The following is a 25,274-nucleotide window of genomic DNA, read 5'->3' on the forward strand; positions in this document are numbered from 1 at the left end:
GAGGCGGTGATCGACTTTGAGTTCATCTATCCGCTCGTGGAGGACTTATATTCTGAGGACCGTGGCCGGCCAAGCGTCGACCCTGTCGTCCTGATCAAGATGGCCTTCCTTCAGTACCTGTTCGGTATCCGATCCATGCGACAGACGATTCGTGAGATCGAGACGAACGTCGCATACCGTTGGTTTCTCGGGTTCGGATTCACGGACAAGGTGCCACATTTCTCGACGTTCGGGAAGAACTATGTGCGTCGATTCCAGTACACGAGCTTATTCGACGACATCTTCTTTCATATCCTTGAACAGGCTGCGGACGCAGGGTTCATCGATCGCGCCGTCCTATTCGTCGACTCGACACACGTCAAAGCGAACGCAAACAAGCGGAAGCTCGTCAAGAAGACCGTCCGGCAAGAGGTGAAACACTATCAGGAACAACTCGATGCCGAGGTCGAGCGAGACCGCGAAGAAAGTGGAAAGAAGCCCTTAGGGCCAAAAAAGAATCAGGCGGAGGAGACGAAGGAAATCAAGGTCAGCACGACAGACCCTGAGAGTGGATATTACGTAAAAGGTGAGCGTGAGAAGCAGTTCGCTTACTCTGTCCATGCGGCGAGCGACGCCCATGGGTTCGTGCTCGGTGCTATCGTCACACCGGGTAACGTGCACGATAGTGTAGCGTTCCCCGATCTGCTCGACAAGGTCTCCGACCGCCTGATTCAACCGTTCGCCGTCGCCGCCGACTCCGCCTATAAAAATCCGGCCATTGCCAAGCTGCTGATTGACCGTGGAATCCTGCCGGTCTTCCCATACACCCGCCCGAAGGGTAAGAAGGGCGCCTTCAAGACCAAGGATTTCATCTACGACGAGCACCATGACGTCTACATCTGCCCAAACAACGAGTTATTAACGTACAGCACGACGATGCGCGAGGGGAAACGCAAGTACGTCTCGAATCCCAAGGTTTGTGTGAACTGCCCGCTGCTCGAGCAGTGCACGAAGAGCCAGAAGCACCAGCGGATAATCGAGCGACACCTCTGGCAACCCTATATGGACGAGGTCGAAGACCTCCGCCACACGGAATTGAACCGCAACATCTATGACCGTCGTAAACAGACGGTCGAGCGCGTGTTCGCGGACGCAAAAGAGAAGCATGGCATGCGTTGGACCCGTTATCGGGGACTTGAAAAAGTTTCAATGCAGGCGATGCTTACTTTTGCTGCCCTCAATCTCAAGAAGATGGCGGGCTGGGCATGGAAGAACGCCCAGCCCGCCTGAAAAGGGGCTCGGGCAGAGCGCCTCAAGGCCCGAAAACGACAAAGTCACGTTTCAGTTCGCCTGAAACGTGACTTTGTCTACAATCTGGAACCACGAGGCGACTCGTGGTTTTTTTTGTCTTCATTTCCTTTAACTAAATATGAAGCGCCCATGATTCAGTGGAAGCATTCACAGATGCAGGTATCTTTTGAATGTGCGTTTCATCATCTGTGTCCGAGTCGTGAAATCATTCTTCAACGCGACAATTTCACACCGAACTCCATCCAACTGAAACATTCCTGTAATGGTTATTTAAAAGTCCGATTGCTATAATTGTAGGCGCTTGAAGAATATCGCCTGTCGCCTTTTTTGGATAGGTGGGCACGAACAGGGTCCCTTGACAGGACGAGTGCTTATCGTGTAGAACAGAGGCTAGGCGAAAATATTCACTTAACGAATCAATTCGATGAAACCAATTCAGAATTCGTCATAGATGCATGGAAAATATATAAAAAGGGTAGGGAATACGTTATGATATCGATGCAAAAAGTCAGCAAAGTATATCCGAACGGCGTCGTCGCAGTCGACGACCTCGATTTGAAGATCGAAGACGGCGAATTTCTATACGTCGTCGGACCATCCGGCGCCGGGAAATCGACGTTCATGAAAATGATTTATCGGGAGGAAAAACCGTCGAGCGGTCAGCTCATGATTGACGGGATTGACGTCGGCAAACTGAAAAACCGCCACGTCCCAAAACTGCGCCGTCAACTCGGCGTCATCTTCCAAGACTACAAGTTGTTGCCGTCTTTGACGGTATATGAGAACGTCGCGTTCGCACTCGAGGTCGTTCAAGCCGACACGGGCACGATGCGCAAACAGGTCATGGACGTGTTGAACCTCGTCGGCCTGAAGCACAAGGCGCGCAACTATCCGGACGAACTGTCGGGTGGGGAGCAGCAACGTGTGTCGATCGCCCGTGCCATCGTCAATAAGCCTAAGCTCATCATCGCCGACGAGCCGACCGGTAACTTAGACCCGGACACGGCTTGGGGCATCATGGAAGTATTTGAAGAGATTCACCGTCGCGGGGCCACGATCGTCATGGCGACGCACAACCGTGATATCGTCGACAAGATCCGTCATCGCGTCATCGCGATCGAGAACGGGAAAGTCGTCCGCGATGAAGAGAAAGGAGCATATGGCTATGATATTTAAAAGTGGAATCCGTCATCTGCGCGAAGGGTTCAAGGGAACACTTCGCAACGGGTGGATGACGTTTGCGGCTGTCAGTGCCGTCACCATCACCTTGTTACTCGTCGGGGTGTTCGCCCTCGTCATGTTCAACGTCAATGAGATCTCGGAGAACGTCGAGAACGACGTCGAGATCCAAGTCTTCGTCACCCGGACCGCGGAGGAAGCGAAAGTCGAGAAGCTAGGGGAGAACTTAGAACAAATCCCTGGCGTCGCGTCGGTCACGTTCAGCTCGAAAGAAGATGAACTGGAAAACTTCCGTAACCAGCTCGGAGAAGACGCCAACGCCTATGGAACGGTCGAGAAAGACAACCCGCTCCACGACCGTTATATCGTCAAGGCGTCAGACCCGCTCAACACGGAGACGGTCGCCGACGCAGTGCAATCACTCGACAACGTCGATAAGGTCACATACGGACAGGACTATATCGACAAGATGTTCGCCTTCTTCAACGGGATTCGCATCGGTGGACTCGTGTTGATCGTAGGTCTCACACTCATGGCGATGTTCCTCATCTCGAACACGATCAAGATGACGATCTTCTCACGCCGTCGCGAGATTGAGATCATGCGTCTCGTCGGGGCGAAAAACAGCTTCATCCGCTGGCCGTTCTTCATCGAAGGACTTCTCCTCGGTGTGCTCGGCGCGCTCATCCCGATCGCCGTCATCTACTTCGGTTATGACGTCGCATATAGTGCTTTACAACCATCGCTAGATCAACTGAATAGTGATATATTTAAATTGATTGATCCATCGGTACTGACGACACAAGTGTCGCTCGTCCTCTTGGCGCTCGGTGCTTTCATCGGGATCTGGGGTTCGACGACATCACTCGGTCGGTTCTTGAAAGTTTAATCTAATTTAAATATGAGGAGGAGTTGGCGGATGAAACGTTCGCTTGCGCTTGGATTAAGTTTGACGCTACTTGCCTCGCCGGTCATGGCGACGGAGAAAGACACGCTGAAAGCACGACAAGATCGTCTATCCAATCAATTGGAGGAGTCCAAGAAAGCGCAAGACGAGACGGATGCCGAGCTCGACATCACCGAGGCGGAACGCGACGCGGTATCGACAGAGATTCGCGTCGTCAATGAACGTCTCGAGGGATTAAGTGAACAGATCGCCGTCCAGCAGGAAGAAGCGGACGCGGCGCGCACTGAGCTCGAGGAAACCCGTGATCAACTCGCTGCCCAAGGGCAATACCTCGAAAGCCAGAAGGCGCTCCTTAGTGAGCGTCTTCGTGTGCTTCAAGTACACGAGGACCGGTCCTATCTCCAAGTCGTCTTTGAGTCCCGCTCGTTCGGAGACTTCGTGACGCGGCTGTTGACCGCGCAGACGATCGCGGAGCAGGACCGGGACCTCATACATACCTACATGAATGAAGTCGAGCGGCTCGAAACGCTCGAGGCGCGGCAACGGACGCAGCTGTCATTCTTGAAACAAAAAGAACGCGAGCTCGTCGTGACGAAACAAGCGCTCGACGTCGCCGCCGAACAGAAGCGCGACTTGTTGTCGGAGCTGAACGAACAGGTCGAACTGCTCGAACTTGAAAAAATGAGCCGTGCCGAAGAGCAGGCGCTCATGAACGAACAGAGCCGCATCATCGCCGGACAGCTCGAAGCGATCGCCACGGCGGAACGAGAAGCGGCCGAAGCGCAGGCCCGAGCCGAAGCGGAAGCACGGGCGAAGGCGGAAGCCGAGGCGAAAGCACAGGCCGAGGCCAAAGCCGCAGCTGCAGCTGCAGCGGAAGCGAAAGGACAGTCGGACGAGAAGGCCACGGCCTCACCAGCACCGACGCCCCCACCGCCTGCGGAAGCCCCGACGAACGTGTCGGGGCCGGCGACCTCGTTCGTCCGTCCGGTGTCCGGTTACGTGTCGAGCCCGTTCGGTCCTCGCCAAAACCCATTGACAGGCGTGGCGGAGTCGCATCGCGGCATCGATCTCGTCAATGCGACCGGGACCCCGATCGTCGCGGCGGCACCAGGCATCGTCATCAAGGCGGCGCCGGCGACAGGATACGGCAACGTCGTCTTCGTCTCCCACATCATCGGTGGGGCCGTCTGGACGACCGTATATGCCCATCTCGACTCGATCACGGTCTCGTCTGGGCAAACGGTGTCCGCTGGCCAGACCGTCGGTACGCTCGGCAACACGGGCTGGTCGACGGGACCGCATCTCCACTTCGAATTACATCGCGGACAATGGGCGCCAGGGCAACCGAATGCGGTCGACCCGGGTCCTTATATCGGTTACTGATGAGACGGACGTGTTCCAAATTTGTGGAACGCGTCCGTTTTTCTGAACTTTTTGCTATACTGAATGAAAGACTGACAAAGAGAAAAGAGGGAATCACCCGTGAAAAATACAACCGCAGGATTACTAGCCGGCGCTACGTTCGTCGCCGGGGCCGGTGCAGGGCTCGCGACGATGGCGTTTACGGATACGGCGTTGCCGATTCAACCGAAGGCAGAAGGCTGGGACAAGGTCGACCAAGTCCGGCAATTGATCGAGACGCATTCATTGAAGGATATTTCGGAAGAGGATTTATTGACCGGTGCCCTCGACGGGATGACGGCAGCGCTCGACGACCCGTACTCGGACTTCCTCGATGCCGAAGAGACGTCACAGTTCACCGACTCAATCGAGTCGAGCTTTGAAGGAATCGGCGCGACTTTGGAGAAGAAAGGAGAAGACATCTTAATCGTCGCTCCAATCAAAGGCGCACCAGCCGAAGCGGCAGGTCTTCGGTCCGGTGATGTCATCACAGCGGTCGACGGGGAATCGATTGAAGGGATGGCCGTCGAAGAGGCGGTTCAACTCATCCGGGGCGAGAAAGGGACCGTCGTCACGCTGACGATTCAGCGCGGCGGCCAAGAGGCCGACTACGAGATTACACGCGATACGATTCCAATTGAGACCGTCTACTCGGAAGTGAAAGAGCAAGATGGAAAGAAAATCGGTTATATCGAGGTGACCCAGTTCTCCGAACCGACGGCCGATGAGTTTTTGGAGCAGCTTGAGACGCTCGAATCGGAAGGGATCGATAGCCTGATCATCGACGTACGAGGCAACCCGGGTGGATTGCTCCCTGCCGTCATCGAGATGACCGAAGGATTCGTCTCGACGAACAAACCGGTCGTCCAAATCGAGAATGCGGATGGGGACCGTGAGTCGCAGAGCGGCCGTGCCCGGGAAGCGAAGCCATACGACTTGTTCGTCTTGACGGACGAAGGGTCGGCATCGGCATCTGAAATTTTGGCCGGGGCCCTCAAAGAAGGTGCCGGGGCCACGATCATCGGCAACAAGACGTTCGGGAAAGGCGTCGTCCAGACGGCGTTCGATTTAGAGGACGGCAGCAACTTGAAGCTGACGACGAGCAAATGGCTCACACCGGACGGGAACTGGATCAACGAGAAAGGCATCGAACCGGACGTCGAGGTCAATCAACCGGATTACTTCAATGTCACCCGCATCCTCGCCGACGCGGATACGCTCAAAGTCGGGGACTACGGGGAAGCGGTCTCGAACTTGCATACCGTGTTGACGGGCATCGGCTATGAGCCGGGCGGACAGCCGGGCTATTTCGGTGATACGATGGGCCGTGCCGTCAGTGCCTTCCAAGCCGACAACAACTTGCCGGAAGACGGGATCGTCAATGAAGCGACGGCGTCGGCGCTCGAGTCACGCTTGCTCGAGGAGATTCAAGACGAGGCGAACGATGCCCAATTGAATCGCGCGCTCGAAGAAGCTGCAAAATAAGGATTAGGGAAAGGATTGGACAAGTGTGGACGTTCTACGAATGAGTTTTACTGCTTTGTTGACCTTGATCGGTAGTCCGCTACTCTGGGCGACGCTCGTCGCCCTCGCTTACATATCCACGACGCGTATCAAACGGGAGCGGGGCATGTTTCGCTCGCGTCGGCGTTCGCCGAAATCGGACTGGCGCCATTTTCTATGGCCGAGCCTGCTCCTCGCCGTCATCGGTTCGGCGGCGCTGATTCTGCTCGAGACGACCGTCAACTGGGAATGGGTCGTGACGTTCAGCGTGCTGTACGCGCTTATCGTCTTGACGATGCACCCGCGTTTCAGCAGCCCAGCGTTCCCGTTTTTGATCATGCTGACGGCAGTCGCGCTTCGTGACGTCATCGAGTATGGGGGACTGACAGGGTGGATGGATCGATTGGCCGAGGTCGACTGGCCGGTGTATGCGCTCGTGTTCGGTGTCGTGACGCTCGCGGAGGCGATCCTCTTACGGTGGAACGGTCCGGTCGAGACATCACCGACGCTCATCTTGTCCAAACGGGGCCAATTCATCGGCGGGCACGTCGTCAAACGGCTCTGGTTCTTCCCGCTTGTCGTCTTCCTACCCCCGTCCTTCGGTCTCGACGGCCCAGTGCCAATCATCTTGCCGATCCCGATCGGGGTCAGCCTGCTGTCGACGGGAGCACTCCCAGGGACGCTCCTCGGCCGCTTGAGCCTATATCGAGGCCTGCTCGCGCTCATCGCCATCGGTTTGTTCGGAGCTTCCTACGCCATCGACGTCCCGTACGCGGCCTACATCTTGCTCGGTCTGTTCGTCTTGTATGAGTTGGCGCTACAACTCATCAAGCGAGAGAATCGAGGGACGACGCCGGTGTTCATCAACGGCAACCGAGGAGCGGTCATCATCGACACGCTCCCGGGCTCACCGGGCGAGGCGATGCAGCTCATCCCGGGCGAATCGATCTACAAAGTGAACGGGACCGTCATCACGGGCGGGAGCAGCTTCTATGAGGCGCTCCAGTTGCATAAACCGTACATCAAGCTCGAGGTGCTCAACTTAAACGGGGACATCCGTTTCGTGCAACGGGCGATGTATGAGACCGACCCGCACGAGCTCGGCATCTTGTTCGTCGCCGAGCCGGCAAGCCCGCGTTTGCGGTTACGGAAACTATAAAAGGGAGCATCCTTGGTGGATGCTCCCTTTCGTGCGTTCAATTAAAGTTCAAGTTTTGATGGTTTGAAGCCCATTGTCGCTTCGACTGCGTGTTGCCAGCCTTTATACAGATTTTCGCGGTGTGATTCGTCCATCTTCGGTTCGAATTGATGGTCAAGTTTCCACTGTTGTTTGATCTCTGCTTGGTCTTTCCAGAACCCGACGGCGAGACCGGCGAGATAGGCGGCACCGAGAGCCGTCGTCTCGCTCACTTCAGGCCGTTCGACCGGGACGTCCAAGATGTCCGCTTGGAACTGCATGAGGAAGTTGTTGTTGACCGCACCGCCGTCGACGCGGAGCGTCTTCAACTCGATGCCAGAATCTTGTTCCATCGCCGTCAAGACATCGCGTGTCTGATAGGCGAGTGACTCGAGCGTCGCCCGGACGAAATGTTCTTTCTCCGTCCCGCGCGTGAGGCCGAAGATGGCACCACGGACGTCCGAGTTCCAATACGGGGCACCAAGTCCGACGAAGGCTGGGACGACGTAGACGCCGTCTGTCGTCTCGACGCGGTTGGCGTACTGTTCCGTGTCTTTCGCCGACTTGAGCATACGGAGCCCGTCACGGAGCCATTGGATGGCCGAACCGGCGACGAAAATCGAACCTTCGAGCGCATATTCTACTTTACCGTTGTATCCCCATGCAATCGTCGTGAGCAGACCATGGTCCGACTTGACGGCTTCTTCGCCCGTGTTCATGAGCATGAAGCAACCTGTTCCGTACGTGTTCTTACCTTCTCCTGACTCGAAGCAGGCCTGACCGAAGAGGGCAGCCTGTTGGTCACCGGCCGCGCCGGCGATCGGAACTTCGAAGCCGAAGAAGTGGTACGGGATCGTGTTGGCGTACACTTCACTCGACGGTTTGACTTCCGGGAGCATCGACTTCGGTACCGTCAAGATCTCGAGCAACTCATCGTCCCACTTCTGCTCATAGATGTTGTACATGAGCGTCCGTGACGCGTTCGAGTAGTCCGTGACGTGGGCGTGGCCGCCTGACAGTTTCCAGATGAGCCAAGTGTCGATCGTTCCGAAGAGGAGGTCACCGGCTTCGGCTTTCTCACGGGCGCCTTCGACGTTGTCGAGGATCCATTTGACTTTCGTGCCTGAGAAGTAGGCGTCAATCAAGAGGCCTGTCTTATCGCGGAACAAGTCGGCATGACCGGCTTCCTTCAACTCATCACAAATACCGGCTGTTTGACGCGATTGCCAGACGACGGCGTTATAGACCGGACGTCCTGTCGACTTCTCCCAGACGACGGCTGTTTCCCGTTGGTTCGTGATCCCGATAGCTGCGATCTCTTTTGGATCGATGTCGGCCGAACCGAACGCCTCGGCCATGACGGCGAGGACAGAACCCCAAATCTCATTGGCGTTATGCTCGACCCAGCCTGGCTTAGGGAAGTACTGTTTGAACTCACGCTGAGCGGTCGTGACGATTTTTCCGTCGTGGTCGAAGATGATCGCCCGTGAGCTTGTCGTTCCTTGGTCAAGTGCTAAGATGTAGCGTTTTTCTTTCTCCATATGAGAGAGCCTCCTTAGAAATTAGAAAGATTATGGTACGAGAATACCGTATAGCAATGCGGCGATGACCGCCCCGATGATCGGTCCGACGACCGGGATCCATGAGTAGCCCCAGTCCGACGTGCCTTTGCCTTTGATAGGAAGGATCGCATGTGCAATCCGCGGTCCGAGGTCACGCGCCGGGTTGATGGCATATCCCGTTGTACCACCAAGCGAGAGACCGATCGAGACGACGAGGAAACCGACGATAAGCGGATTCAAACCGTCCGTGAACGTGTTGGCCCCGAAAGATAAAATTCCGAAGACGAGGACGAACGTACCGATGATTTCTCCGATCACGTTGAACGGCGTGCTACGAATCCCAGGTGCGGTCGAGAACGTCGCCAATTTGGCGCCCGGGTCGTCGGTCGCATCATAGTGCGGCTTGTAATGGACATACACGAGGACGGCCCCGATGAACGCCCCGATGAATTGTGCCAAAATATACGCTGGCACATCAGCCCAAGGGAATGAGCCTGCTGTCGCGAGACCGACCGTCACGGCAGGGTTCAAGTGAGCCCCTCCATAGATTCCGGCCGCGTATACCCCGATCATAACGGCGAAGCCCCAACCGAACGTGATGACGACCCAACCTGCGTTCTCCGCTTTCGAATGACGGAGGACGACGCCGGCGACGACACCGTTACCGAGCAAGATGAGTAGCATTGTACCAATAATTTCGCTGACGAATGCTGACATGTGATACTCCCTTCCTTCCATATTAAATTTGGCTTACCACTTCATTATATGCCCCAAATGAAAGCGTTTCAAAACCGAATATGCAAAAAAAGCCACTTTTCTCATGAAAAGTGGTTTTGATTGGTAATCCGGCGTCTGAAGTCGAGGGTGATCCCGACGAGAAAGACGAGCAGGACCATCAAGCTCACGTACGCGAGCGGGGGAAACCACGTGGCTCCGAGGTCGAGGAGGATCGAAGCGATGACGGTGAGGTAGAGCCAAGCGAGGCGCAACGAAATCTCTTTATCGTCGTAACGGTCCGTGAGGGATGCCCCAATCGGCGCGCCGATGAACGCCCCGAGGACGAGGGCAAGCGGCGTCACATAATCGAGCGATAGCGACGGCAGATAGCCGACGAGTCCGCCGAGCGAGATGAACAGGACGGCAGCGAGGCTCGTCCCGACCCCGCGATGTGTCGTGAAGCCGAGCCAACTGACGAGGAGCGGGACGATGATGAACCCGCCGCCGATGCCGAGGAGGGCGGACAATAGTCCGGCCATCGCTCCGATCATCATCCCCGCGAGAACGGTCGATTTTTTCGGCTTCTGCGGTTTCGATGTTTTCTTTAATAGCGTAACGGCAAAATAAGATAGGATAGCCAGATAAAATAAGTTCAGTAACCAATCATACGTCCCCGAGATCGAGAGGACGAGGCGGCTCGACAGCTGTGCCGTGACGGCGCCGGTCAGTCCGACCGTGATGCCGGTCGACCAAGACACGTTGCCGAGCGACGTATGTTTCTTCGCGCCGGACAGGCTCGTCCCGACGACGAACAAGAGCGACGTGGCGACGGCCTCTGCTGCCGAATAACCACTAAAGAGCAGCACTGGGACGATGATGACCCCGCCGCCGATGCCGAAGAATCCGGACAAGGCGCCGACGATGGCACCGAGCGGGATGAAGAGAAGTGACCACATGACGACCAACTCGTTTCTACTTAGATTCACTCTCCATGATAACGAAAAGCGGAACGATTTGGGAAGCGTGTCAGAAGCGAATATTTGTTCGTGTATGTGCTATAATCAAGTCAATATGCAAGGAACAGAAAGCGAGGAATATATATGGATAAGATTAGCGTTCCGTTCGACTTACAATCAGAATATAAGCCGGCCGGCGACCAACCGGAGGCGATTCGACAGCTCGTCGAGGGCGTCAATCGCGGCGACCGGTACCAGACGTTGCTCGGGGCGACCGGCACCGGGAAGACGTTCACCGTATCGAACGTCATCCAAGAAGTGAAGAAGCCGACGCTCGTCTTGGCCCACAACAAGACGCTCGCCGGACAGCTCTATTCGGAGTTCAAGGAATTCTTCCCGAACAACGCCGTCGAATATTTCGTCAGTTATTATGACTACTATCAGCCAGAGGCGTACGTCCCATCGACGGACACGTTCATCGAGAAAGACGCCTCGATCAACGATGAGATCGATAAACTTCGTCACTCGGCGACGTCGGCCTTGTTCGAGCGCGATGACGTCATCATCGTCTCCTCCGTGTCGTGCATCTACGGTCTCGGTAACCCGGAAGAATATAACAGCCTCGTCTTAAGTCTCCGCGTCGGTAAAGAGTTGGGCCGTGATCAGATGCTCCGCAAGTTGATCGACATCCAATATGAGCGGAACGATATCGACTTCCAACGCGGGCGGTTCCGTGTCCGAGGTGACGTCGTCGAGATCTTCCCGGCGTCACGCGACGAGCAGTGTTTGCGCGTCGAGTTCTTCGGAGACGAGATTGACCGGATCCGCGAGATGGACCCGCTCACCGGCGAGATTATCGCCGATCGCGAGCATGTCTCGATCTTCCCGGCATCCCACTTCGTCACCCGCGACGAGAAGCTGCAAAAAGCAATCGTCAACATCGAGGCCGAGCTCGAACAACAGCTCGAGAAGTTCCGCGAGGAAGGGAAGCTGCTCGAGGCGCAACGGCTTGAACAGCGGACGAACTATGACCTCGAGATGATGCGTGAGATGGGCTACTGTTCAGGCATCGAAAACTATTCGCGTCATTTGAACTTGACCGAGGCAGGGGCGACGCCTTACACGCTCATCGACTACTTCCCGAAAGACTTCCTACTCGTCGCCGATGAGTCGCACGTGACGCTCCCGCAAGTACGCGGCATGTATAACGGTGACCAGGCCCGGAAGCAAGTGCTCGTCGACCACGGGTTCCGCCTGCCTTCAGCTAAAGATAACCGTCCGCTCAAGTTCGACGAGTTCGAGAAGAAGTTGTCGCAAGCGATCTTTATCTCGGCGACACCAGGTCCGTTCGAGCTCGAGCATACCCCGCACATGATCGAACAGATCATCCGGCCGACAGGACTGCTCGACCCGACGATCGAGATTCATCCGATCAAAGGACAAATCGACTACTTGATGGACCAAATTCGCGACCGCATCAAACAGGACGAACGCGTCCTCGTGACGACGCTCACGAAAAAGATGGCCGAGGATTTATCGGACTATCTGCGTGAAGCGGGCATCAAGGTCAACTATATGCACTCTGAAATCAAGACGCTCGAGCGGATTGAGATCATCCGTGACCTGCGTCTCGGAAAATACGACGTCCTCGTCGGAATCAACTTACTGCGGGAAGGACTAGACATCCCGGAAGTGAGTCTCGTCACGATTCTAGACGCCGACAAGGAAGGGTTCCTCCGTTCGGACCGATCGCTCATTCAGACGATTGGGCGGGCGGCGCGGAACTCGAACGGGCACGTCATCTTGTTCGCTGATAAGATGACCGACTCGATGACGCGCGCGATTGAAGAGACCGATCGTCGTCGCTCGATTCAACAAGCCTATAATGAAGAACACGGCATCACGCCGCAGACGATCCGTAAAGAAGTACGCGGCGTCATCCGCGCGACGGTCGACGCCGAGGAGGATGTGCTCGAATCACTCAGCTCGATGAAGCCGGCTGAACGTGAGGAAGCCATCGCCAAGCTAGAAGAAGAAATGAAACAAGCGGCCCGCGACCTCCAGTTCGAACGGGCGGCCGAATTGCGTGACTTAATCTTGGAGTTGAAGGTAGGGAATTAAATGGCTGAAAAGAAAAATGCGATCGTCATCAAAGGGGCGCGCGTCAACAACTTGAAAAACATTGATATCGATATTCCACGGGACCAGCTCGTCGTCTTGACGGGCTTGTCCGGTTCCGGTAAATCGTCACTCGCGTTCGACACCATCTACGCCGAGGGGCAGCGCCGTTACGTCGAGAGTCTATCGGCCTACGCCCGTCAATTCCTCGGACAGATGGACAAACCGGACGTCGATACGATTGAAGGGCTGAGCCCGGCCATCTCGATCGACCAGAAGACGACGAGCCGTAACCCGCGCTCGACCGTCGGAACGGTGACGGAAATCTATGACTACTTACGTCTTTTGTTCGCTCGCATCGGGAAACCGGTCTGTCCGCGTCACGGTATCGAAATCTCGAGCCAGACCATCTCACAGATGGTCGACCAAGTGATGGAACTGCCGGAGAAGACGCGCCTGCAAATCCTGGCGCCAATCGTCTCGGGCCGCAAAGGGACGCACGTCAAAGTGTTCGACTCGCTCAAAAAGGAAGGGTTCGTCCGCGTCCGTGTCAACGGCGAGACGATCGAACTGACCGATGAGATCGACCTCGATAAGAATAAGAAACATTCGATTGAAGTCGTCGTCGACCGCCTCGTCGTCCGCCCTGACGTCGAAGGCCGTCTTGCTGATTCACTTGAGACGGCGCTTCGCCTCGCCGACGGCCGAGCCATCATCGACAAGATGGACGGGACCGAGCTCCTATTCAGCGAACATCACGCTTGTCCGATTTGTGGCTTCTCCATTGGCGAACTCGAGCCGCGTATGTTCTCGTTCAACTCGCCGTTCGGTGCCTGTCCGACGTGTGACGGGCTCGGTACGAAGCTTGATGTCGACCCGGAACTCGTTATCCCGGACCCGTCGAAGACGCTGAAGGAAGGCGCCGTCGTCGCCTGGCAGCCGACAAGCTCGCAATATTATCCGCAACTGCTCGCCTCGATGTGCAAACACTTTGACATCGATATGGACGTGCCGTTCGAACGTCTGTCGAAGCGTGACCAAGACCTCGTCTTGCACGGGACGGACGAAGAGTCGTTCTTGTTCCGTTACGAGAACGATTTCGGACAAGTCCGGACGAACACGATCTTCTTCGAAGGGGTGCTCCGCAACATCGAGCGCCGCTATAAAGAGACGACGTCCGATTACATCCGTGAACAGATGGAGACGTACATGGCGACACACGCTTGTCCGACATGTAGCGGTTATCGGTTGAAAGAAGAGACGCTCGCCGTCAAAATCACGGGCCACCATATCGGGCAAGTGACCTCTCTGTCCGTCGTCAACGCCATCAAGTTGTTCGACTCGATCATGACAGAGTTGAGCGAGAAAGATATCGCCATCGCCCGTCTCATCTTGCAAGAGATTTGTGAGCGGCTCAGCTTCTTGAACAACGTCGGTCTCGACTATTTGACGTTGTCACGCGCCGCCGGGACGCTCTCGGGTGGAGAAGCGCAGCGGATTCGTCTCGCGACCCAAATCGGCTCACGGCTCACGGGCGTCCTATACGTCCTCGATGAACCGTCGATTGGATTGCATCAGCGTGACAACGACCGCTTGATTGCGACGCTCAAACAGATGCGTGACATCGGTAACACGCTCATCGTCGTCGAGCACGACGAGGACACGATGATGGCAGCCGATTATTTGATCGACATCGGACCGGGTGCCGGCGAACACGGCGGAGAAGTCATCGCCGCCGGGACGCCGAAGCAGCTCATGAAAAACAAGAGCTCATTGACGGGCCAATACTTGTCCGGCAAGAAATTCATCCCGCTACCGGCCGAACGGAAAGTGCCGGACGAGCGTTTCTTGAAGATCTTGAAGGCGGAAGAGAATAATTTGAAAGGAGTCGACGTCTCGATTCCGCTCGGTATGTTCATCGCCGTCACCGGTGTCTCTGGTTCCGGGAAGTCGACGCTCATCAACGAGATCCTGTATAAATCGCTCGCCCACCACATCAACCGGGCCAAGGCGAAGCCAGGCAAACATAAGAAAATCGAAGGACTCGACCATATCGACAAAGTTATCGATATCGACCAGTCCCCGATCGGACGGACGCCGCGGTCGAACCCGGCGACGTACACCGGCGTGTTCGATGATATCCGTGACGTGTTCGCCTCGACGAACGAAGCGAAGATGCGCGGGTACAAGAAAGGCCGCTTCAGTTTCAACGTCAAGGGCGGCCGCTGTGAAGCGTGCCGTGGGGACGGAATCATCAAAATCGAGATGCACTTCTTGCCGGACGTCTACGTCCCGTGTGAAGTGTGTCACGGGAAACGTTATAACCGTGAGACGCTCGAAGTGAAATACAAAGGCAAGACGATTGCCGATGTGCTCGATATGACGATTGAGGAAGGGCTCGACTTCTTTGACAAGATTCCGAAAATCAAGCGCAAGATTCAGACGATCTTTGACGTCGGTCTCGGCTATATGAAACTCGGACAACCGGCGACGGAACTGTCCGGCGGGGAAGCGCAGCGCGTCAAGCTCGCCTCTGAGCTCCATAAACGTTCGACCGGCAAGACGATTTACATCTTGGACGAGCCGACGACGGGACTCCATGTCGACGATATCGCCCGGTTGTTGAAAGTGTTGCAACGCCTCGTCGAGAACGGGGACACGGTGCTCGTCATCGAGCACAACCTCGACGTCATCAAATCGGCCGACTACTTGATCGACCTCGGACCGGAAGGTGGGGACGGCGGCGGGACGATTGTCGCGACCGGGACCCCGGAAGAAGTCGCCGAAGTCGCGGCCTCGTATACCGGCAAGTACTTGAAACCGGTGTTAGAACGGGATGCGGCCCGAGCGAAACCGAAAGCAGGAAAACGGAAGTAAGGTATAGAAATGATGAGAAACGGGAACATGATTGACGTGTGACCAAATCGAAGGGGGAAACGAACAGTGAAACAAGAAATGCGTGAACTGATTCTCCAGCAAGTGAAAGACGGGAAGTTGACGATTGAAGAAGGCATGACCCAGCTCGAACGGCTCGAGAAGTTGGAGCCGGAGCGTGTCCAAGCGCTCGAGGAACGTCAAGATACGGAGAAAGTCGATGCCTATTCGGTCGAGTCGCTCACGACGAAACTGACGTCGGCGGTCGAAGGGCTCGTGACGAAACTTCGTGACAGCGACTTCACGTTCAGCTCGAACTTCGGGCCGGAAGTGACGTATTCGAAATCGTTCCCGTTCACCGGGAAAGACATCTCGCTCGACTTGTTCAACGCCTCGGCGACGATCGTCTCGTCGGACAACGACGAGTGTGAACTGATTGTCACCGGACGTCCGCTCCGTCAGCAGGACGCGGACAAGGCGCTCGAACAGCTCCAGTCAGCGGTCAAGCATTCGGTCATCGGTGACCGTCTCGTCGTGTCACTCCGCGACAAGCTCGTCCGGGCGCACGTCGAACTGTACGTCCCGCATCATCATTTCGATCACCTACACGTACAGACGCTCAACGGTGAGGTCCGTGCCGACGGCCTCGACGTCGAGAGCGTTCGTATCCAGACGGCGAACGGCCGGGTCGTACTTCATGAAGTACATGCCTCGGAGCTGCTCCTCAACACGGGGAACGGAACAGTCGAAGTCGAAGCGGTCGAATCGGAACTCGTCCACGTCCGGACCGGCAACGGAGCCGTCATCGTGAACGGCAAATACGACAAGGCGTCGCTCAAGACCGGCAACGGGAACATCCGCGCCGAACTCGCGACGGCACGTCCGGCCAAGTTCGAGCTCGCATCGCTCGCCGGAAACGTCCGTCTCGTCTTGCCGCACGGCGTCGAGGTCGAAGGAGAACTCGAGACGAACTTCGGTGGTCTCCACTGTAACTTGGACGAGCTCGAGATCATCCGCGACCGGAAAGACGTCGCTCAACGTCGTCTTGAATTCTTGTCGGGCCGTGGTCAAACACCGCGCATCGAAGTCGAGGCCGGGACGCGTACTGGCACGATCGACCTCGAACACGGTTCGCTCCACACACCGTCGACGTTCCTCGAAGAGGACAAACACGAACCGACGGAACCAATCGACCCAGTCGACCCGGTCAATCCGGCCGACTTGAACAACCCGTTCCATCAGCAATGACCGACAACCCGAAGGCCTCTCGCCTTCGGGTTTGTTTTAGCATCAACGGAAACGAACACCATGGTCGGCTATGTACCGGGCGAATGAGACATCCATGACAAAACCCGAAGGCGGTTGCCTCCGGGTTTTTGTCATGTCATAGATTCATTTGATACTCCATTTGTTCCCAATCCATCATTTGACCGTCATACAGCGTGAATGAGCCGATGATGAACAGGATGAACAGGACCGGTCCGGCGATGAGTAAGAAAATCCCGAGGTTCCGCATCGTCTTCGACCGTTTCCAATAGAAGATGATGGCGACGATCATCGATAACAGCGACCCGGACAAGAACAAGCCGACGATGTTCAAGATGAACAACAGCAACACCGTCTCGTTTTTCGTCGCGGCATATTCGCGCCACATGTCAAACAGTGATTTGACCAAGTAGACGAGCGCCGCGATCCCGACGATAAAAATAAAGACAATGGCAATCCAAAATAGTGAATTCATGTGATTTCACCTCCCTAATCCTCTATACCCGTTCTACGGAATCGCCACGAATTAGTTTCATCTCTTTTTTTCGACACGTTTCGCTCACTTTCGTTGACGCTTCTCCAGAAGAGCTATGATACAATAATGAGCGTGAAAGGGGCAGATACTCATGCAAAATATCGTACGCACGGCTCAACTCGTTGAGCGCTTCAAACTTCAAGTCATCGCCGGGGAAGAGGGACTCCATCGTCCCGTCGCCACACCGGACCTCAGTCGACCGGGACTCGTCCTTGCCGGCTACTATACCCACTATGCGAAAAATCGGCTGCAAGTGCTCGGGAAGACCGAGCTCACGTTCTACGCGAGCTTGTCGGAAGAGAGCCGCCGCGAGCGGGCGAAGATTTTATGCACGGAATTGACACCGGGCATCCTCATCACGCGCGGCTTCGACATCCCGAAAGAGATTGAACAAGAAGCCGAGGCGGCGAACGTCCCGCTCATGCGCACGAACGCGATGACGACATCGATCGAGTCACAGATCACAAACTTCCTTGAGATGGAACTCGCACCGATGACCGCGATGCACGGCGTGCTCGTCGACATCTACGGCGTCGGCGTGCTCATCAAAGGACAGAGCGGTGTCGGGAAATCTGAGACCGCGCTCGAACTCGTCAAGCGGGGTCACCGCCTCGTCGCCGACGATTCAGTCGAGATTCGTCAGACCGGGGACCAGTTGCTCGTCGGTTCGGCACCGAAATTGATTCGTCACTTGCTCGAGATTCGTGGGATCGGCATCATCGATGTCATGACGTTGTTCGGCGCTGGCGCCGTCCGCTCGCACAAGAAGATCAGCTTGATCATCAACCTCGAGAACTGGGATGCGGGCAAAGTATACGACCGCGTCGGGCTCGACCACAACACGATGAAAATCATCGATAGCGAAGTGCCGTTACTCACGATCCCGGTCCGTCCGGGACGAAACTTGGCCGTCATCGTCGAAGTCGCGGCGATGAACTATCGCCTGCAGAACATGGGCATCAACACGGCCGAAGAGTTCGCGGAACGTCTCGCGAACGCCATCCATGACAACGAAGGGGACATGGAATAATGGTAGAGCCAACGTTTGACCGCGTCGCGTTTGAAATCGGGTCGCTCCCGATTTATTGGTACGGCATGATCATCGCCTTCGGTGCGATGCTCGGCCTCGTTCTCGCCTTGTTCGAGGCGAAGCGCCTCAATTATGATTCAGAACGGGTCGTCGATGTCATCATCTGGTCGATTCCGATCAGTATCGTCTTCGCCCGGATTTACTACGTCATCTTCCAATGGGACTACTACAGTGAGAACCTTGGACAGATCATCGACATCCGCCAAGGCGGGATTGCAATCCATGGTGCCATCTTTGGAGCGCTGCTCGTCGTCATCATCTATTGCATGCGCAAGTCGATGTCGTTCTGGAAGATCACCGATATCCTCGCTCCGTCGCTCCTGCTCGGGCAAGCGGTCGGACGTTGGGGGAACTTCATGAACCAAGAGGCGCACGGTGCCGAGACGACGAGCCGTTTCTTGAAAGAGACGCTCTTCCTCCCGGATTGGATCGTCAATCAGATGTATATCGACGGCGCTTATTACTTGCCGACGTTCTTGTTCGAGAGCGTCTGGAACATCCTCGGCGTCATCTTGCTCGTCGTCTGGCGTATGGTCGGTAACCCGCCGCGCGGCTACATCTTCTTATCTTACCTCGTCTGGTATTCGATTGGACGCTTCTATATCGAAGGGCTCCGCACGGATAGCCTCATGGCCGGCGATCTCCGGACGGCACAACTCGTTTCGATCGCGATGATCGTATTCGGTGTCGTCATGATGATCGTCCGCCGCAAAGCGAAACGATACGACGACCCTTCAGAGAAAGGACTGTTTGATTGATGGATACACTTCTATTCGATTTGGATGGCACGTTGCTCGATACGAACCCGCTCATCATCGCGAGTTTCCGTCACACGCTCGGGTACTACTTCCCGGACGAGACGTATCGCGATGAGGACATCTTCCCGTTCATCGGACCGACGCTCGAGAAGTCGTTCAAGGCGCTCAATGAGCCGGAATGGAAAGAGATGCAGGCGTTCTATCGCAGCTTCAATATCGCGATGCACGACCAGCTCGTCGCCGAATATCCGGGTGTGATCGAGGGGCTGTATCGCCTCCACGCCAAAGGCTACAAGATGGGCGTCGTCACCTCGAAAGGCCGTCCCGTCGTCGAGCAAGGCTTGCGTCTGTTCAAGATCGACCATCTGTTCGATGTGGTCGTCACGGCCGACGATGTGGAATATGAGAAACCGCACGCCGAACCGGTCGAACGGGCGCTCCGTGCGCTCGGATCGACGGCGGACCGCGCTGTCATGGTCGGGGACAACGACACGGACATCTTCAGCGGCAAGAACGCCGGGACGAAGACGGTCGCTGTCGGCTGGGCCATTAAAGGCCGTGCGTTCCTCGAAGCGCTCGAACCGGACGTCATCATCGACTCGATGGAACATTTCGAGGCGTGGCTCGATGAGGTTACCGTCCATGCGTAAGACGGAACGCTTTCGTCTAGACGGGCCAAACCCGCTTTGGCAGATGTACCGGACGATTCGCTTCCTGCGTGTCTTCAAAAATACGACGGTCGTCTTGATCGGGCGGTATTTCCCGTCCGTCAAGGCGAAGCGGTGGTTGTATCGAAACTTCCTCGGTATGAAAATCGGGGACTATAGTGCGCTCGCACTCATGGTGACGCCAGACGTCATGTTCCCGGAGCGGATTTCGATCGGCCGTAACACGGTCATCGGGTTCAACTCGACGATCCTCTGTCACGAGTATCTCGTCGACGAGTATCGGATCGGCGACGTCCACATCGGGGACGAGGTGTTGATTGGGGCGAACGTGACGATTTTACCTGGCGTGACGATTGGCGATCGGGCCGTCATCGGTGCCGGGGCCGTCGTCCATCGTGACGTCGCGCCCGGAGAGCGCGTCGTTGGGGCAAAGCTCCATACCATCGACACAAAATAGACACAATTTAGTGCGAAATCATTTTGAGGTCAAGACATGTAGGGCCTCATAAAATTACTAGGGCGGTATCACTTTTTTTAAAGGCGATACCGCTTTTTTGTGTCTATGGGCGCTGACATGAAACCTCCATATTTTTGTCGAAAAGCATTTGAACGACCTAGCAAAATATATTCATTATAGAAGGAATATAGTCCCGATTTTTTTTAAGTTTTTCAGTTGCCCTCGTTGTTTGAGTGCGGTATTCTTAACCCTGCAACTAAAAATAGATTTAGAGATGATGTGGAGGATTTAGAATATGGAAGCGAACTATGAAGCAGTAATGACGCTACCCGAACCAGAATCTCCGCTCGCCGCGGAGCTCCACTACTATAGAGGTCGTCGTGCGTTACGTGAAGGTCGCCTAGATGAAGCGACTTTTTTCATGGCTGAAGCCACTGCCGCTGCAGCGCACCGCGTCGACTATCACAAACAGTACGCTGAACTGTTATTTGAAGTAGGGGAGATCTATCACGCCAATGACGTGTGGAAACGGGTGCTAGAACTCGATGAGACGTCAACCGAGGCCTTGTATCACCTTGCGAGCAATTGCGCTTATATCTCTTTATATGAAGAAGCAGCGATGTATGCGAAACGTTACCTCGAAGTCGAGGCACACGGGCGCTATGCGGACTCGGTCCAATCGCTGTTAGAACTGATCGAACTCGAACAAGAACTCGAGGACGAAGATGAAGACGAGTTGATCACGTGGCACACCGAGGCCCAGCAGCATATCGACAAAGGCCGCTTGTTCGCCGCCAAGTCGACGCTCGAACGGTTAATCGACCGCTATCCGCGCTTTTGGCCGGCGTTCAACAACTTGGCCGTCGTTAACTTTTATCTCGGCAACGATGAAGCGGCGTTCGAGACGCTCGAGTATGTGCTCGATGAAAATCCGGGCAACTTGCATGCGATTTTGAACACGATTTTGTTGTTGCATGAGGCCGGACAATCAGAAGCGGCGCTCCAACTGTCAGTCCCGCTGACACGGGTCCGCCCGCTCCAGTTCGACTTACGCTACAAACTCGCCACGACACTCGCGCTCGTCGGTCAATACGACCGCGCGTACGAAGAACTCCGCCTCTTGAAAGACCGCGGATTCCGTGGGGATTCACTGTTCGGGCATTGGCTCAGCGTGTCCGCCTACAAGACCGGGCGTCTTGAAGAAGCGGCCACCTATTTGAACAGTGACGAGTTGAAACAATTCGAAGAAGCGAGCCCGTATGACATCCGCGACAACCTCGAGTTCCGTTCGGCACTCGTCCAAGGGTTGCGCCAAGAAGAAGACGCGGCTCGCATCGAAATCATCCGAATCATCTCGAAACTTGCCGACGACGAGGCGTTTGAAGCACTCGCGTTGACGAACGGGATCACCGACAACGAGACGGTGCTCGCCTTCGCCGAGAAATGTCGTGCTGAGATTTGCGGGGCACCGTTCACCGGTGACGCCCGGATCGCTCGGGCGTATGAGGCCCTCGTGCTCGCCGAGACGGAAGTGACGGAAGCGGAACAGATGAGCCTCGACGGCGACTTCTATGAACGGTTCTCACTCCTGCTCCTTGCCGGGGCATCGTTCGAGGACGTCACGGCATCGGCCGCGGCCCTCGTCTGGATGTTCTATGCGAAACGGGATGCCCTCATCCTCGATGACTGCGCCGACACGTTCGGAATCGACGTCGCGACGCTCACGGGCACGATCCGTTCGTTCAAACAGACACTCGAACAAGCATAAAGATAGACGATACCTCCCTAGGTTTCTTATACTGAAGTCAATCAATTTCATGCAGAGGTGGAATCATTATGACAGAAGAAAAAATCTATGACGTCATTATCATCGGGGCCGGCCCAGCCGGAATGACGGCGGCACTTTACGCGTCGCGTGCCAACTTATCGACACTTATGATCGAACGCGGTATCCCAGGTGGACAGATGGCGAACACGGAAGATATCGAAAACTATCCGGGCTATGACAGCATCCTCGGCCCAGACTTGTCTCAAAAAATGTTCGACCACTCGAAAGCATTCGGGGCGGAGTACGCTTATGGCGACGTCCAAAGCATCTCGGACGAGACGGAATATAAAGTCGTCCACGCGCACAACCGTGACTATAAAGCACGGGCGATCATCCTCGCTTCTGGCGCACAATACAAGAAAATCGGTGTCCCGGGCGAAGAAGAGCTCGGCGGCCGCGGTGTATCGTATTGTGCGGTCTGTGACGGGGCGTTCTTCAAAGGGAAGAACTTGTTCGTCATCGGCGGCGGCGACTCAGCTGTCGAGGAAGGCGTGTTCTTGACACGTTTTGCTGACAAGGTGACAATCGTTCACCGTCGCGACGAGCTTCGCGCGCAGAAGATTCTTCAAAAACGGGCGTTCGACAACCCGAAAATCGACTTCATCTGGAACCACACGCTCAAAGAGATCGTGGAAGCGGATGGTAAAGTCGGTGGGGCACGTCTCGTAAGCACGGTCGATGGGACCGAGTCGGACCACGAAATCGACGGTGTGTTCATCTATATTGGTATGAACCCGATCACTGGTTTCGTCAAAGACCTCGGCATCACGAACGAGCAAGGCTATATCGTCACGAACGAAGCGATGGAGACGAAGATCCCAGGGATTTTCGCAGCCGGCGACGTACGCGACAAGACGCTCCGTCAAGTCGTCACCGCGACGAACGACGGATCGATTGCCGCTCAAAACGCGCAACACTATATCGAGGGGCTCCTCGAGGCGTTGCACGAACAAAACGCGTGACATGAGGCAGAAGGGATTGCGGGCGACCGCAATCCCTTCTCTTTTTTTCGGACGTTCGTTATACTAAGGACAGAAGAGAGCTGCACACACGGCTCGGTTGTCAATTTTAAGGGGGCGTCAGTGACATGGAAGACTTTAAAGGATTAGAAGAATTGATCATCATCAGCGGGATGAGCGGGGCCGGGAAATCGGTCGCAATGAATAGCTTTGAGGATCTCGGCTATTTTTGCGTCGATAACTTGCCGCCGGTGCTCTTGCCGCAATTGATCGATGTCATCAGCTCGGTCCGGCCGAAGATCGCCGTCGCGATCGACACAAGGACGCGCGACTTCATCGACAGCCTGTTCATCGTCATCGACGACTTGGAACAGAAGAACGTACACCCGCACTTGTTGTATCTCGACACACGGGACGAAGTGCTCGTGCGCCGCTACAAGGAGACGCGCCGGTCGCATCCGCTCGCCCCGGAAGACGCACCGCTCGTCGGCATCGGGATGGAGCGCTCGTTGCTCGAAGGGTTCCGTGACCGGGCCCATACGCTCTACGATACGAGCGATTTGAAGCCGCAGATGCTCAAAGACCGCATCTTGCTCCAGTTCAACGAAGAACGGATCCCGTTCACGGTCAACTTCATGTCGTTCGGGTTCAAACACGGCGTCCCGCTCGACATCGACCTGTTGTTCGACGTCCGCTTCATCACGAACCCGTTCTATATCCCGGAACTCCGTCCGCTCACCGGGCAGACGGAAGAAGTCCAGAATTACGTCATGTCGCACCCCGAGGCGCGGGCGTTCTATAAAAAACTGATCGACATGCTCGAATTCCTGTTGCCGCAGTACAAGCGCGAAGGGAAGACGCAAGTCGTCGTCGCCTTCGGCTGTACGGGCGGGAAGCACCGTTCGATCACGTTCGCCGAGAAAGTGTCGGCCCATTTCGCCGAGCGCTATAACGTCAAAACCGTCCATCGCGATCTCGCGCATGCGACGAAGGAGAAATAAGATGAGACGCGATAGAAAAGTGGTGGCCATCGGTGGAGGGACGGGCCTCTCGACGCTCGTCCGGGGCTTGAAGCATTATCCGCTCGACATCACGGCCATCGTCACGGTCGGGGACGACGGGGGCAGCTCGGGGCGCCTCCGTGACGAGTTCCATATGTTACCGCCGGGCGACATCCGGAACGTCATCCTCGCCTTGTCCGAGGTCGAGCCACTCATGGACAAGATTTTGCAGTATCGGTTCGACAGCGGTTACGGGCTCGAAGGGCACTCGCTCGGCAACCTCATGTTGACGGCGGCGACGCACATCTGTGAAGGCTCGTTCGTCAAGGCGGTCGACGTCTTGTCGCAGCTGTTGAACGCCCAAGGCAAGGTGCTCCCGGTGACGGAGACACTCATGACGCTCGCCGCCGAGTTCGAGGACGGGACGATCGTCAAAGGTGAATCAAAGATCCCGCTCGTCGAGAAACAAATCAAGCGTCTGTTCTTGCTCGAGGAAGGCATCAAGCCGGCGGCTGGTGTCGTCGAGGCGATCGAGGACGCCGATCTGATCGTGCTCGGTCCAGGGAGCTTGTATACGAGCATCATCCCGAACCTCTTGATTCCAGAAGTGCGTGACGCCATCGTCCGCTCGGGTAAACCGGTCGTCTACATCTGCAACGTCATGACGCAGCCTGGTGAGACGAAAGGGTATGACGCGATGAAACATTTGAAATCGATCGAGGCATATCTCGGCAAGTCGACGGTCGACACGATCGTCGTCAACAACGAGCCGATCGAGGACATCTATTTAGAGCGTTACCTCGAGGACGGCTCGGAAGAAGTCCGCTTCGATCGGAAGAAGCTTCGAAATTACGGCACGAACGTGCTCGCGGGGGACATCGTCGACTATAACCGTGACTATATCCGCCACGACTCGGACGCCATCGCCGGACTCGTCATGCAACGCGTCCTGCGCATCAAGAAACCACGCTCGTTCCAAGAACTTGAGCTGAAATAAGTTGTGATTGAACAGAAAGGAGGGGACCGGC

The 25,274-nt window shown here is 55.7% G+C and carries 21 protein-coding genes; 17 read left to right on the plus strand and 4 right to left on the minus strand.

Annotation, left to right across the window (positions count from 1 at the left end; translation table 11 throughout):
- The 6 genes from KNP86_RS03575 to KNP86_RS03600 all read left to right on the plus strand — a co-directional run.
- Positions 1-1,269: IS1182 family transposase (locus tag KNP86_RS03575; RefSeq protein WP_214752907.1), on the plus strand; the 1,269-nt coding region annotated here is incomplete at its 5' end.
- Positions 1,270-1,779: 510 nt separating this feature from the next.
- Positions 1,780-2,466, plus strand: coding sequence for a cell division ATP-binding protein FtsE (ftsE, locus tag KNP86_RS03580; RefSeq protein WP_214707244.1), 687 nt, complete (start codon positions 1,780-1,782; stop codon positions 2,464-2,466).
- A complete protein-coding gene (ftsX, locus tag KNP86_RS03585) occupies positions 2,456-3,358 on the plus strand; it encodes a permease-like cell division protein FtsX (protein ID WP_034778552.1) in 903 nt (300 codons plus the stop codon). The genes ftsE and ftsX overlap by 11 nt, the downstream gene beginning before the upstream one ends.
- A gap of 30 nt (positions 3,359-3,388) precedes the next feature.
- Positions 3,389-4,759, plus strand: coding sequence for a murein hydrolase activator EnvC family protein (locus KNP86_RS03590; protein WP_214752909.1), 1,371 nt, complete (start codon positions 3,389-3,391; stop codon positions 4,757-4,759).
- A 99-nt stretch (positions 4,760-4,858) separates the two neighbouring features.
- The gene (locus KNP86_RS03595; RefSeq protein ID WP_214752911.1) at positions 4,859-6,262 is read left to right on the plus strand and encodes a S41 family peptidase; all 1,404 of its coding nucleotides are present in this window, start codon (positions 4,859-4,861) and stop codon (positions 6,260-6,262) included.
- A 40-nt stretch (positions 6,263-6,302) separates the two neighbouring features.
- Positions 6,303-7,439: a PDZ domain-containing protein gene (locus tag KNP86_RS03600; protein ID WP_214752913.1), complete on the plus strand. Its 1,137-nt coding sequence runs from the start codon at positions 6,303-6,305 to the stop codon at positions 7,437-7,439.
- A 41-nt stretch (positions 7,440-7,480) separates the two neighbouring features.
- Here KNP86_RS03600 and glpK read toward each other — a convergent pair whose 3' ends face one another.
- From glpK to KNP86_RS03615, 3 genes are all read right to left on the minus strand, one after another.
- Entirely contained in the window at positions 7,481-8,998 is a 1,518-nt protein-coding gene (glpK, locus tag KNP86_RS03605; protein WP_214752915.1) for a glycerol kinase GlpK, read from the minus strand.
- A 30-nt stretch (positions 8,999-9,028) separates the two neighbouring features.
- Positions 9,029-9,736, minus strand: coding sequence for an MIP/aquaporin family protein (locus KNP86_RS03610; RefSeq protein ID WP_034778546.1), 708 nt, complete (start codon positions 9,734-9,736; stop codon positions 9,029-9,031).
- Positions 9,737-9,837: 101 nt separating this feature from the next.
- Positions 9,838-10,692, minus strand: coding sequence for a sulfite exporter TauE/SafE family protein (locus KNP86_RS03615; RefSeq protein WP_214752917.1), 855 nt, complete (start codon positions 10,690-10,692; stop codon positions 9,838-9,840).
- A gap of 144 nt (positions 10,693-10,836) precedes the next feature.
- Between KNP86_RS03615 and uvrB the strand changes: the two genes are divergently transcribed.
- The 3 genes from uvrB (at position 10,837) to KNP86_RS03630 (ending at position 16,932) form a co-directional block, all read left to right on the plus strand.
- Complete coding sequence (gene uvrB / locus KNP86_RS03620; protein WP_251130420.1) at positions 10,837-12,813, plus strand: excinuclease ABC subunit UvrB; 1,977 nt, start codon at positions 10,837-10,839, stop codon at positions 12,811-12,813.
- Positions 12,814-15,687 carry an excinuclease ABC subunit UvrA gene (gene uvrA, locus KNP86_RS03625; protein WP_214752918.1) on the plus strand — a complete coding sequence of 958 codons (2,874 nt, stop codon included), beginning with the start codon at positions 12,814-12,816 and terminating at the stop codon, positions 15,685-15,687.
- Positions 15,688-15,753: 66 nt separating this feature from the next.
- Positions 15,754-16,932 (plus strand): DUF4097 family beta strand repeat-containing protein, encoded by a 1,179-nt coding sequence (locus KNP86_RS03630; RefSeq protein ID WP_214752920.1) that lies wholly within the window; start codon positions 15,754-15,756, stop codon positions 16,930-16,932.
- 136 nt (positions 16,933-17,068) lie between these two features.
- Here the strand turns inward: KNP86_RS03630 and KNP86_RS03635 are convergent, their stop codons facing one another.
- On the minus strand, positions 17,069-17,425 hold the full coding sequence (locus tag KNP86_RS03635; protein ID WP_029595046.1) for a hypothetical protein: 357 nt from the start codon (positions 17,423-17,425) through the stop codon (positions 17,069-17,071).
- 151 nt (positions 17,426-17,576) lie between these two features.
- Here KNP86_RS03635 and hprK point away from each other — a divergent pair, with 151 nt between their 5' ends.
- From hprK to KNP86_RS03675, 8 genes are all read left to right on the plus strand, one after another.
- Positions 17,577-18,515, plus strand: coding sequence for an HPr(Ser) kinase/phosphatase (gene hprK, locus KNP86_RS03640; RefSeq protein WP_138859069.1), 939 nt, complete (start codon positions 17,577-17,579; stop codon positions 18,513-18,515).
- Entirely contained in the window at positions 18,515-19,333 is an 819-nt protein-coding gene (lgt, locus tag KNP86_RS03645; RefSeq protein ID WP_029595048.1) for a prolipoprotein diacylglyceryl transferase, read from the plus strand. The genes hprK and lgt overlap by 1 nt, the downstream gene beginning before the upstream one ends.
- Positions 19,333-19,983, plus strand: a complete 651-nt coding sequence (gene ppaX, locus KNP86_RS03650) for a pyrophosphatase PpaX (protein ID WP_034778540.1) — start codon at positions 19,333-19,335, stop codon at positions 19,981-19,983. The genes lgt and ppaX overlap by 1 nt, the downstream gene beginning before the upstream one ends.
- The gene (locus tag KNP86_RS03655; RefSeq protein ID WP_029595050.1) at positions 19,976-20,458 is read left to right on the plus strand and encodes an acyltransferase; all 483 of its coding nucleotides are present in this window, start codon (positions 19,976-19,978) and stop codon (positions 20,456-20,458) included. The genes ppaX and KNP86_RS03655 overlap by 8 nt, the downstream gene beginning before the upstream one ends.
- 295 nt (positions 20,459-20,753) lie before the next feature.
- Positions 20,754-22,226 carry a tetratricopeptide repeat protein gene (locus tag KNP86_RS03660; RefSeq protein WP_251130421.1) on the plus strand — a complete coding sequence of 491 codons (1,473 nt, stop codon included), beginning with the start codon at positions 20,754-20,756 and terminating at the stop codon, positions 22,224-22,226.
- Between the two features lie 68 nt (positions 22,227-22,294).
- The gene (trxB, locus tag KNP86_RS03665) at positions 22,295-23,248 is read left to right on the plus strand and encodes a thioredoxin-disulfide reductase (protein WP_029595052.1); all 954 of its coding nucleotides are present in this window, start codon (positions 22,295-22,297) and stop codon (positions 23,246-23,248) included.
- A 125-nt stretch (positions 23,249-23,373) separates the two neighbouring features.
- Positions 23,374-24,246, plus strand: coding sequence for an RNase adapter RapZ (gene rapZ / locus KNP86_RS03670; RefSeq protein WP_029595053.1), 873 nt, complete (start codon positions 23,374-23,376; stop codon positions 24,244-24,246).
- Position 24,247: 1 nt separating this feature from the next.
- Positions 24,248-25,243, plus strand: a complete 996-nt coding sequence (locus tag KNP86_RS03675; protein ID WP_214752922.1) for a gluconeogenesis factor YvcK family protein — start codon at positions 24,248-24,250, stop codon at positions 25,241-25,243.
- Positions 25,244-25,274 lie beyond the last annotated feature (31 nt).

It is taken from the genome of Exiguobacterium sp. s16, from assembly GCF_018618115.1.
Taxonomy (GTDB): Bacteria; Bacillota; Bacilli; order Exiguobacteriales; family Exiguobacteriaceae; genus Exiguobacterium; species Exiguobacterium mexicanum_A.

What these genes read in the sequence shown, in the direction of transcription:
- trxB (WP_029595052.1), top strand. Translation starts at nt 22,295, where the DNA reads ATGACAGAAGAAAAAATCTATGACGTCATTATCATCGGGGCCGGCCCA.
- ftsE (WP_214707244.1), top strand. Translation starts at nt 1,780, where the DNA reads ATGATATCGATGCAAAAAGTCAGCAAAGTATATCCGAACGGCGTCGTC.
- KNP86_RS03635 (WP_029595046.1), bottom strand. Translation starts at nt 17,425, where the DNA reads ATGAATTCACTATTTTGGATTGCCATTGTCTTTATTTTTATCGTCGGG.
- glpK (WP_214752915.1), bottom strand. Translation starts at nt 8,998, where the DNA reads ATGGAGAAAGAAAAACGCTACATCTTAGCACTTGACCAAGGAACGACA.
- hprK (WP_138859069.1), top strand. Translation starts at nt 17,577, where the DNA reads ATGCAAAATATCGTACGCACGGCTCAACTCGTTGAGCGCTTCAAACTT.
- lgt (WP_029595048.1), top strand. Translation starts at nt 18,515, where the DNA reads ATGGTAGAGCCAACGTTTGACCGCGTCGCGTTTGAAATCGGGTCGCTC.
- KNP86_RS03660 (WP_251130421.1), top strand. Translation starts at nt 20,754, where the DNA reads ATGGAAGCGAACTATGAAGCAGTAATGACGCTACCCGAACCAGAATCT.
- KNP86_RS03615 (WP_214752917.1), bottom strand. Translation starts at nt 10,692, where the DNA reads ATGTGGTCACTTCTCTTCATCCCGCTCGGTGCCATCGTCGGCGCCTTG.
- uvrB (WP_251130420.1), top strand. Translation starts at nt 10,837, where the DNA reads ATGGATAAGATTAGCGTTCCGTTCGACTTACAATCAGAATATAAGCCG.
- ppaX (WP_034778540.1), top strand. Translation starts at nt 19,333, where the DNA reads ATGGATACACTTCTATTCGATTTGGATGGCACGTTGCTCGATACGAAC.
- ftsX (WP_034778552.1), top strand. Translation starts at nt 2,456, where the DNA reads ATGATATTTAAAAGTGGAATCCGTCATCTGCGCGAAGGGTTCAAGGGA.
- KNP86_RS03675 (WP_214752922.1), top strand. Translation starts at nt 24,248, where the DNA reads ATGAGACGCGATAGAAAAGTGGTGGCCATCGGTGGAGGGACGGGCCTC.
- uvrA (WP_214752918.1), top strand. Translation starts at nt 12,814, where the DNA reads ATGGCTGAAAAGAAAAATGCGATCGTCATCAAAGGGGCGCGCGTCAAC.
- KNP86_RS03655 (WP_029595050.1), top strand. Translation starts at nt 19,976, where the DNA reads ATGCGTAAGACGGAACGCTTTCGTCTAGACGGGCCAAACCCGCTTTGG.
- KNP86_RS03610 (WP_034778546.1), bottom strand. Translation starts at nt 9,736, where the DNA reads ATGTCAGCATTCGTCAGCGAAATTATTGGTACAATGCTACTCATCTTG.
- rapZ (WP_029595053.1), top strand. Translation starts at nt 23,374, where the DNA reads ATGGAAGACTTTAAAGGATTAGAAGAATTGATCATCATCAGCGGGATG.
- KNP86_RS03590 (WP_214752909.1), top strand. Translation starts at nt 3,389, where the DNA reads ATGAAACGTTCGCTTGCGCTTGGATTAAGTTTGACGCTACTTGCCTCG.
- KNP86_RS03600 (WP_214752913.1), top strand. Translation starts at nt 6,303, where the DNA reads ATGAGTTTTACTGCTTTGTTGACCTTGATCGGTAGTCCGCTACTCTGG.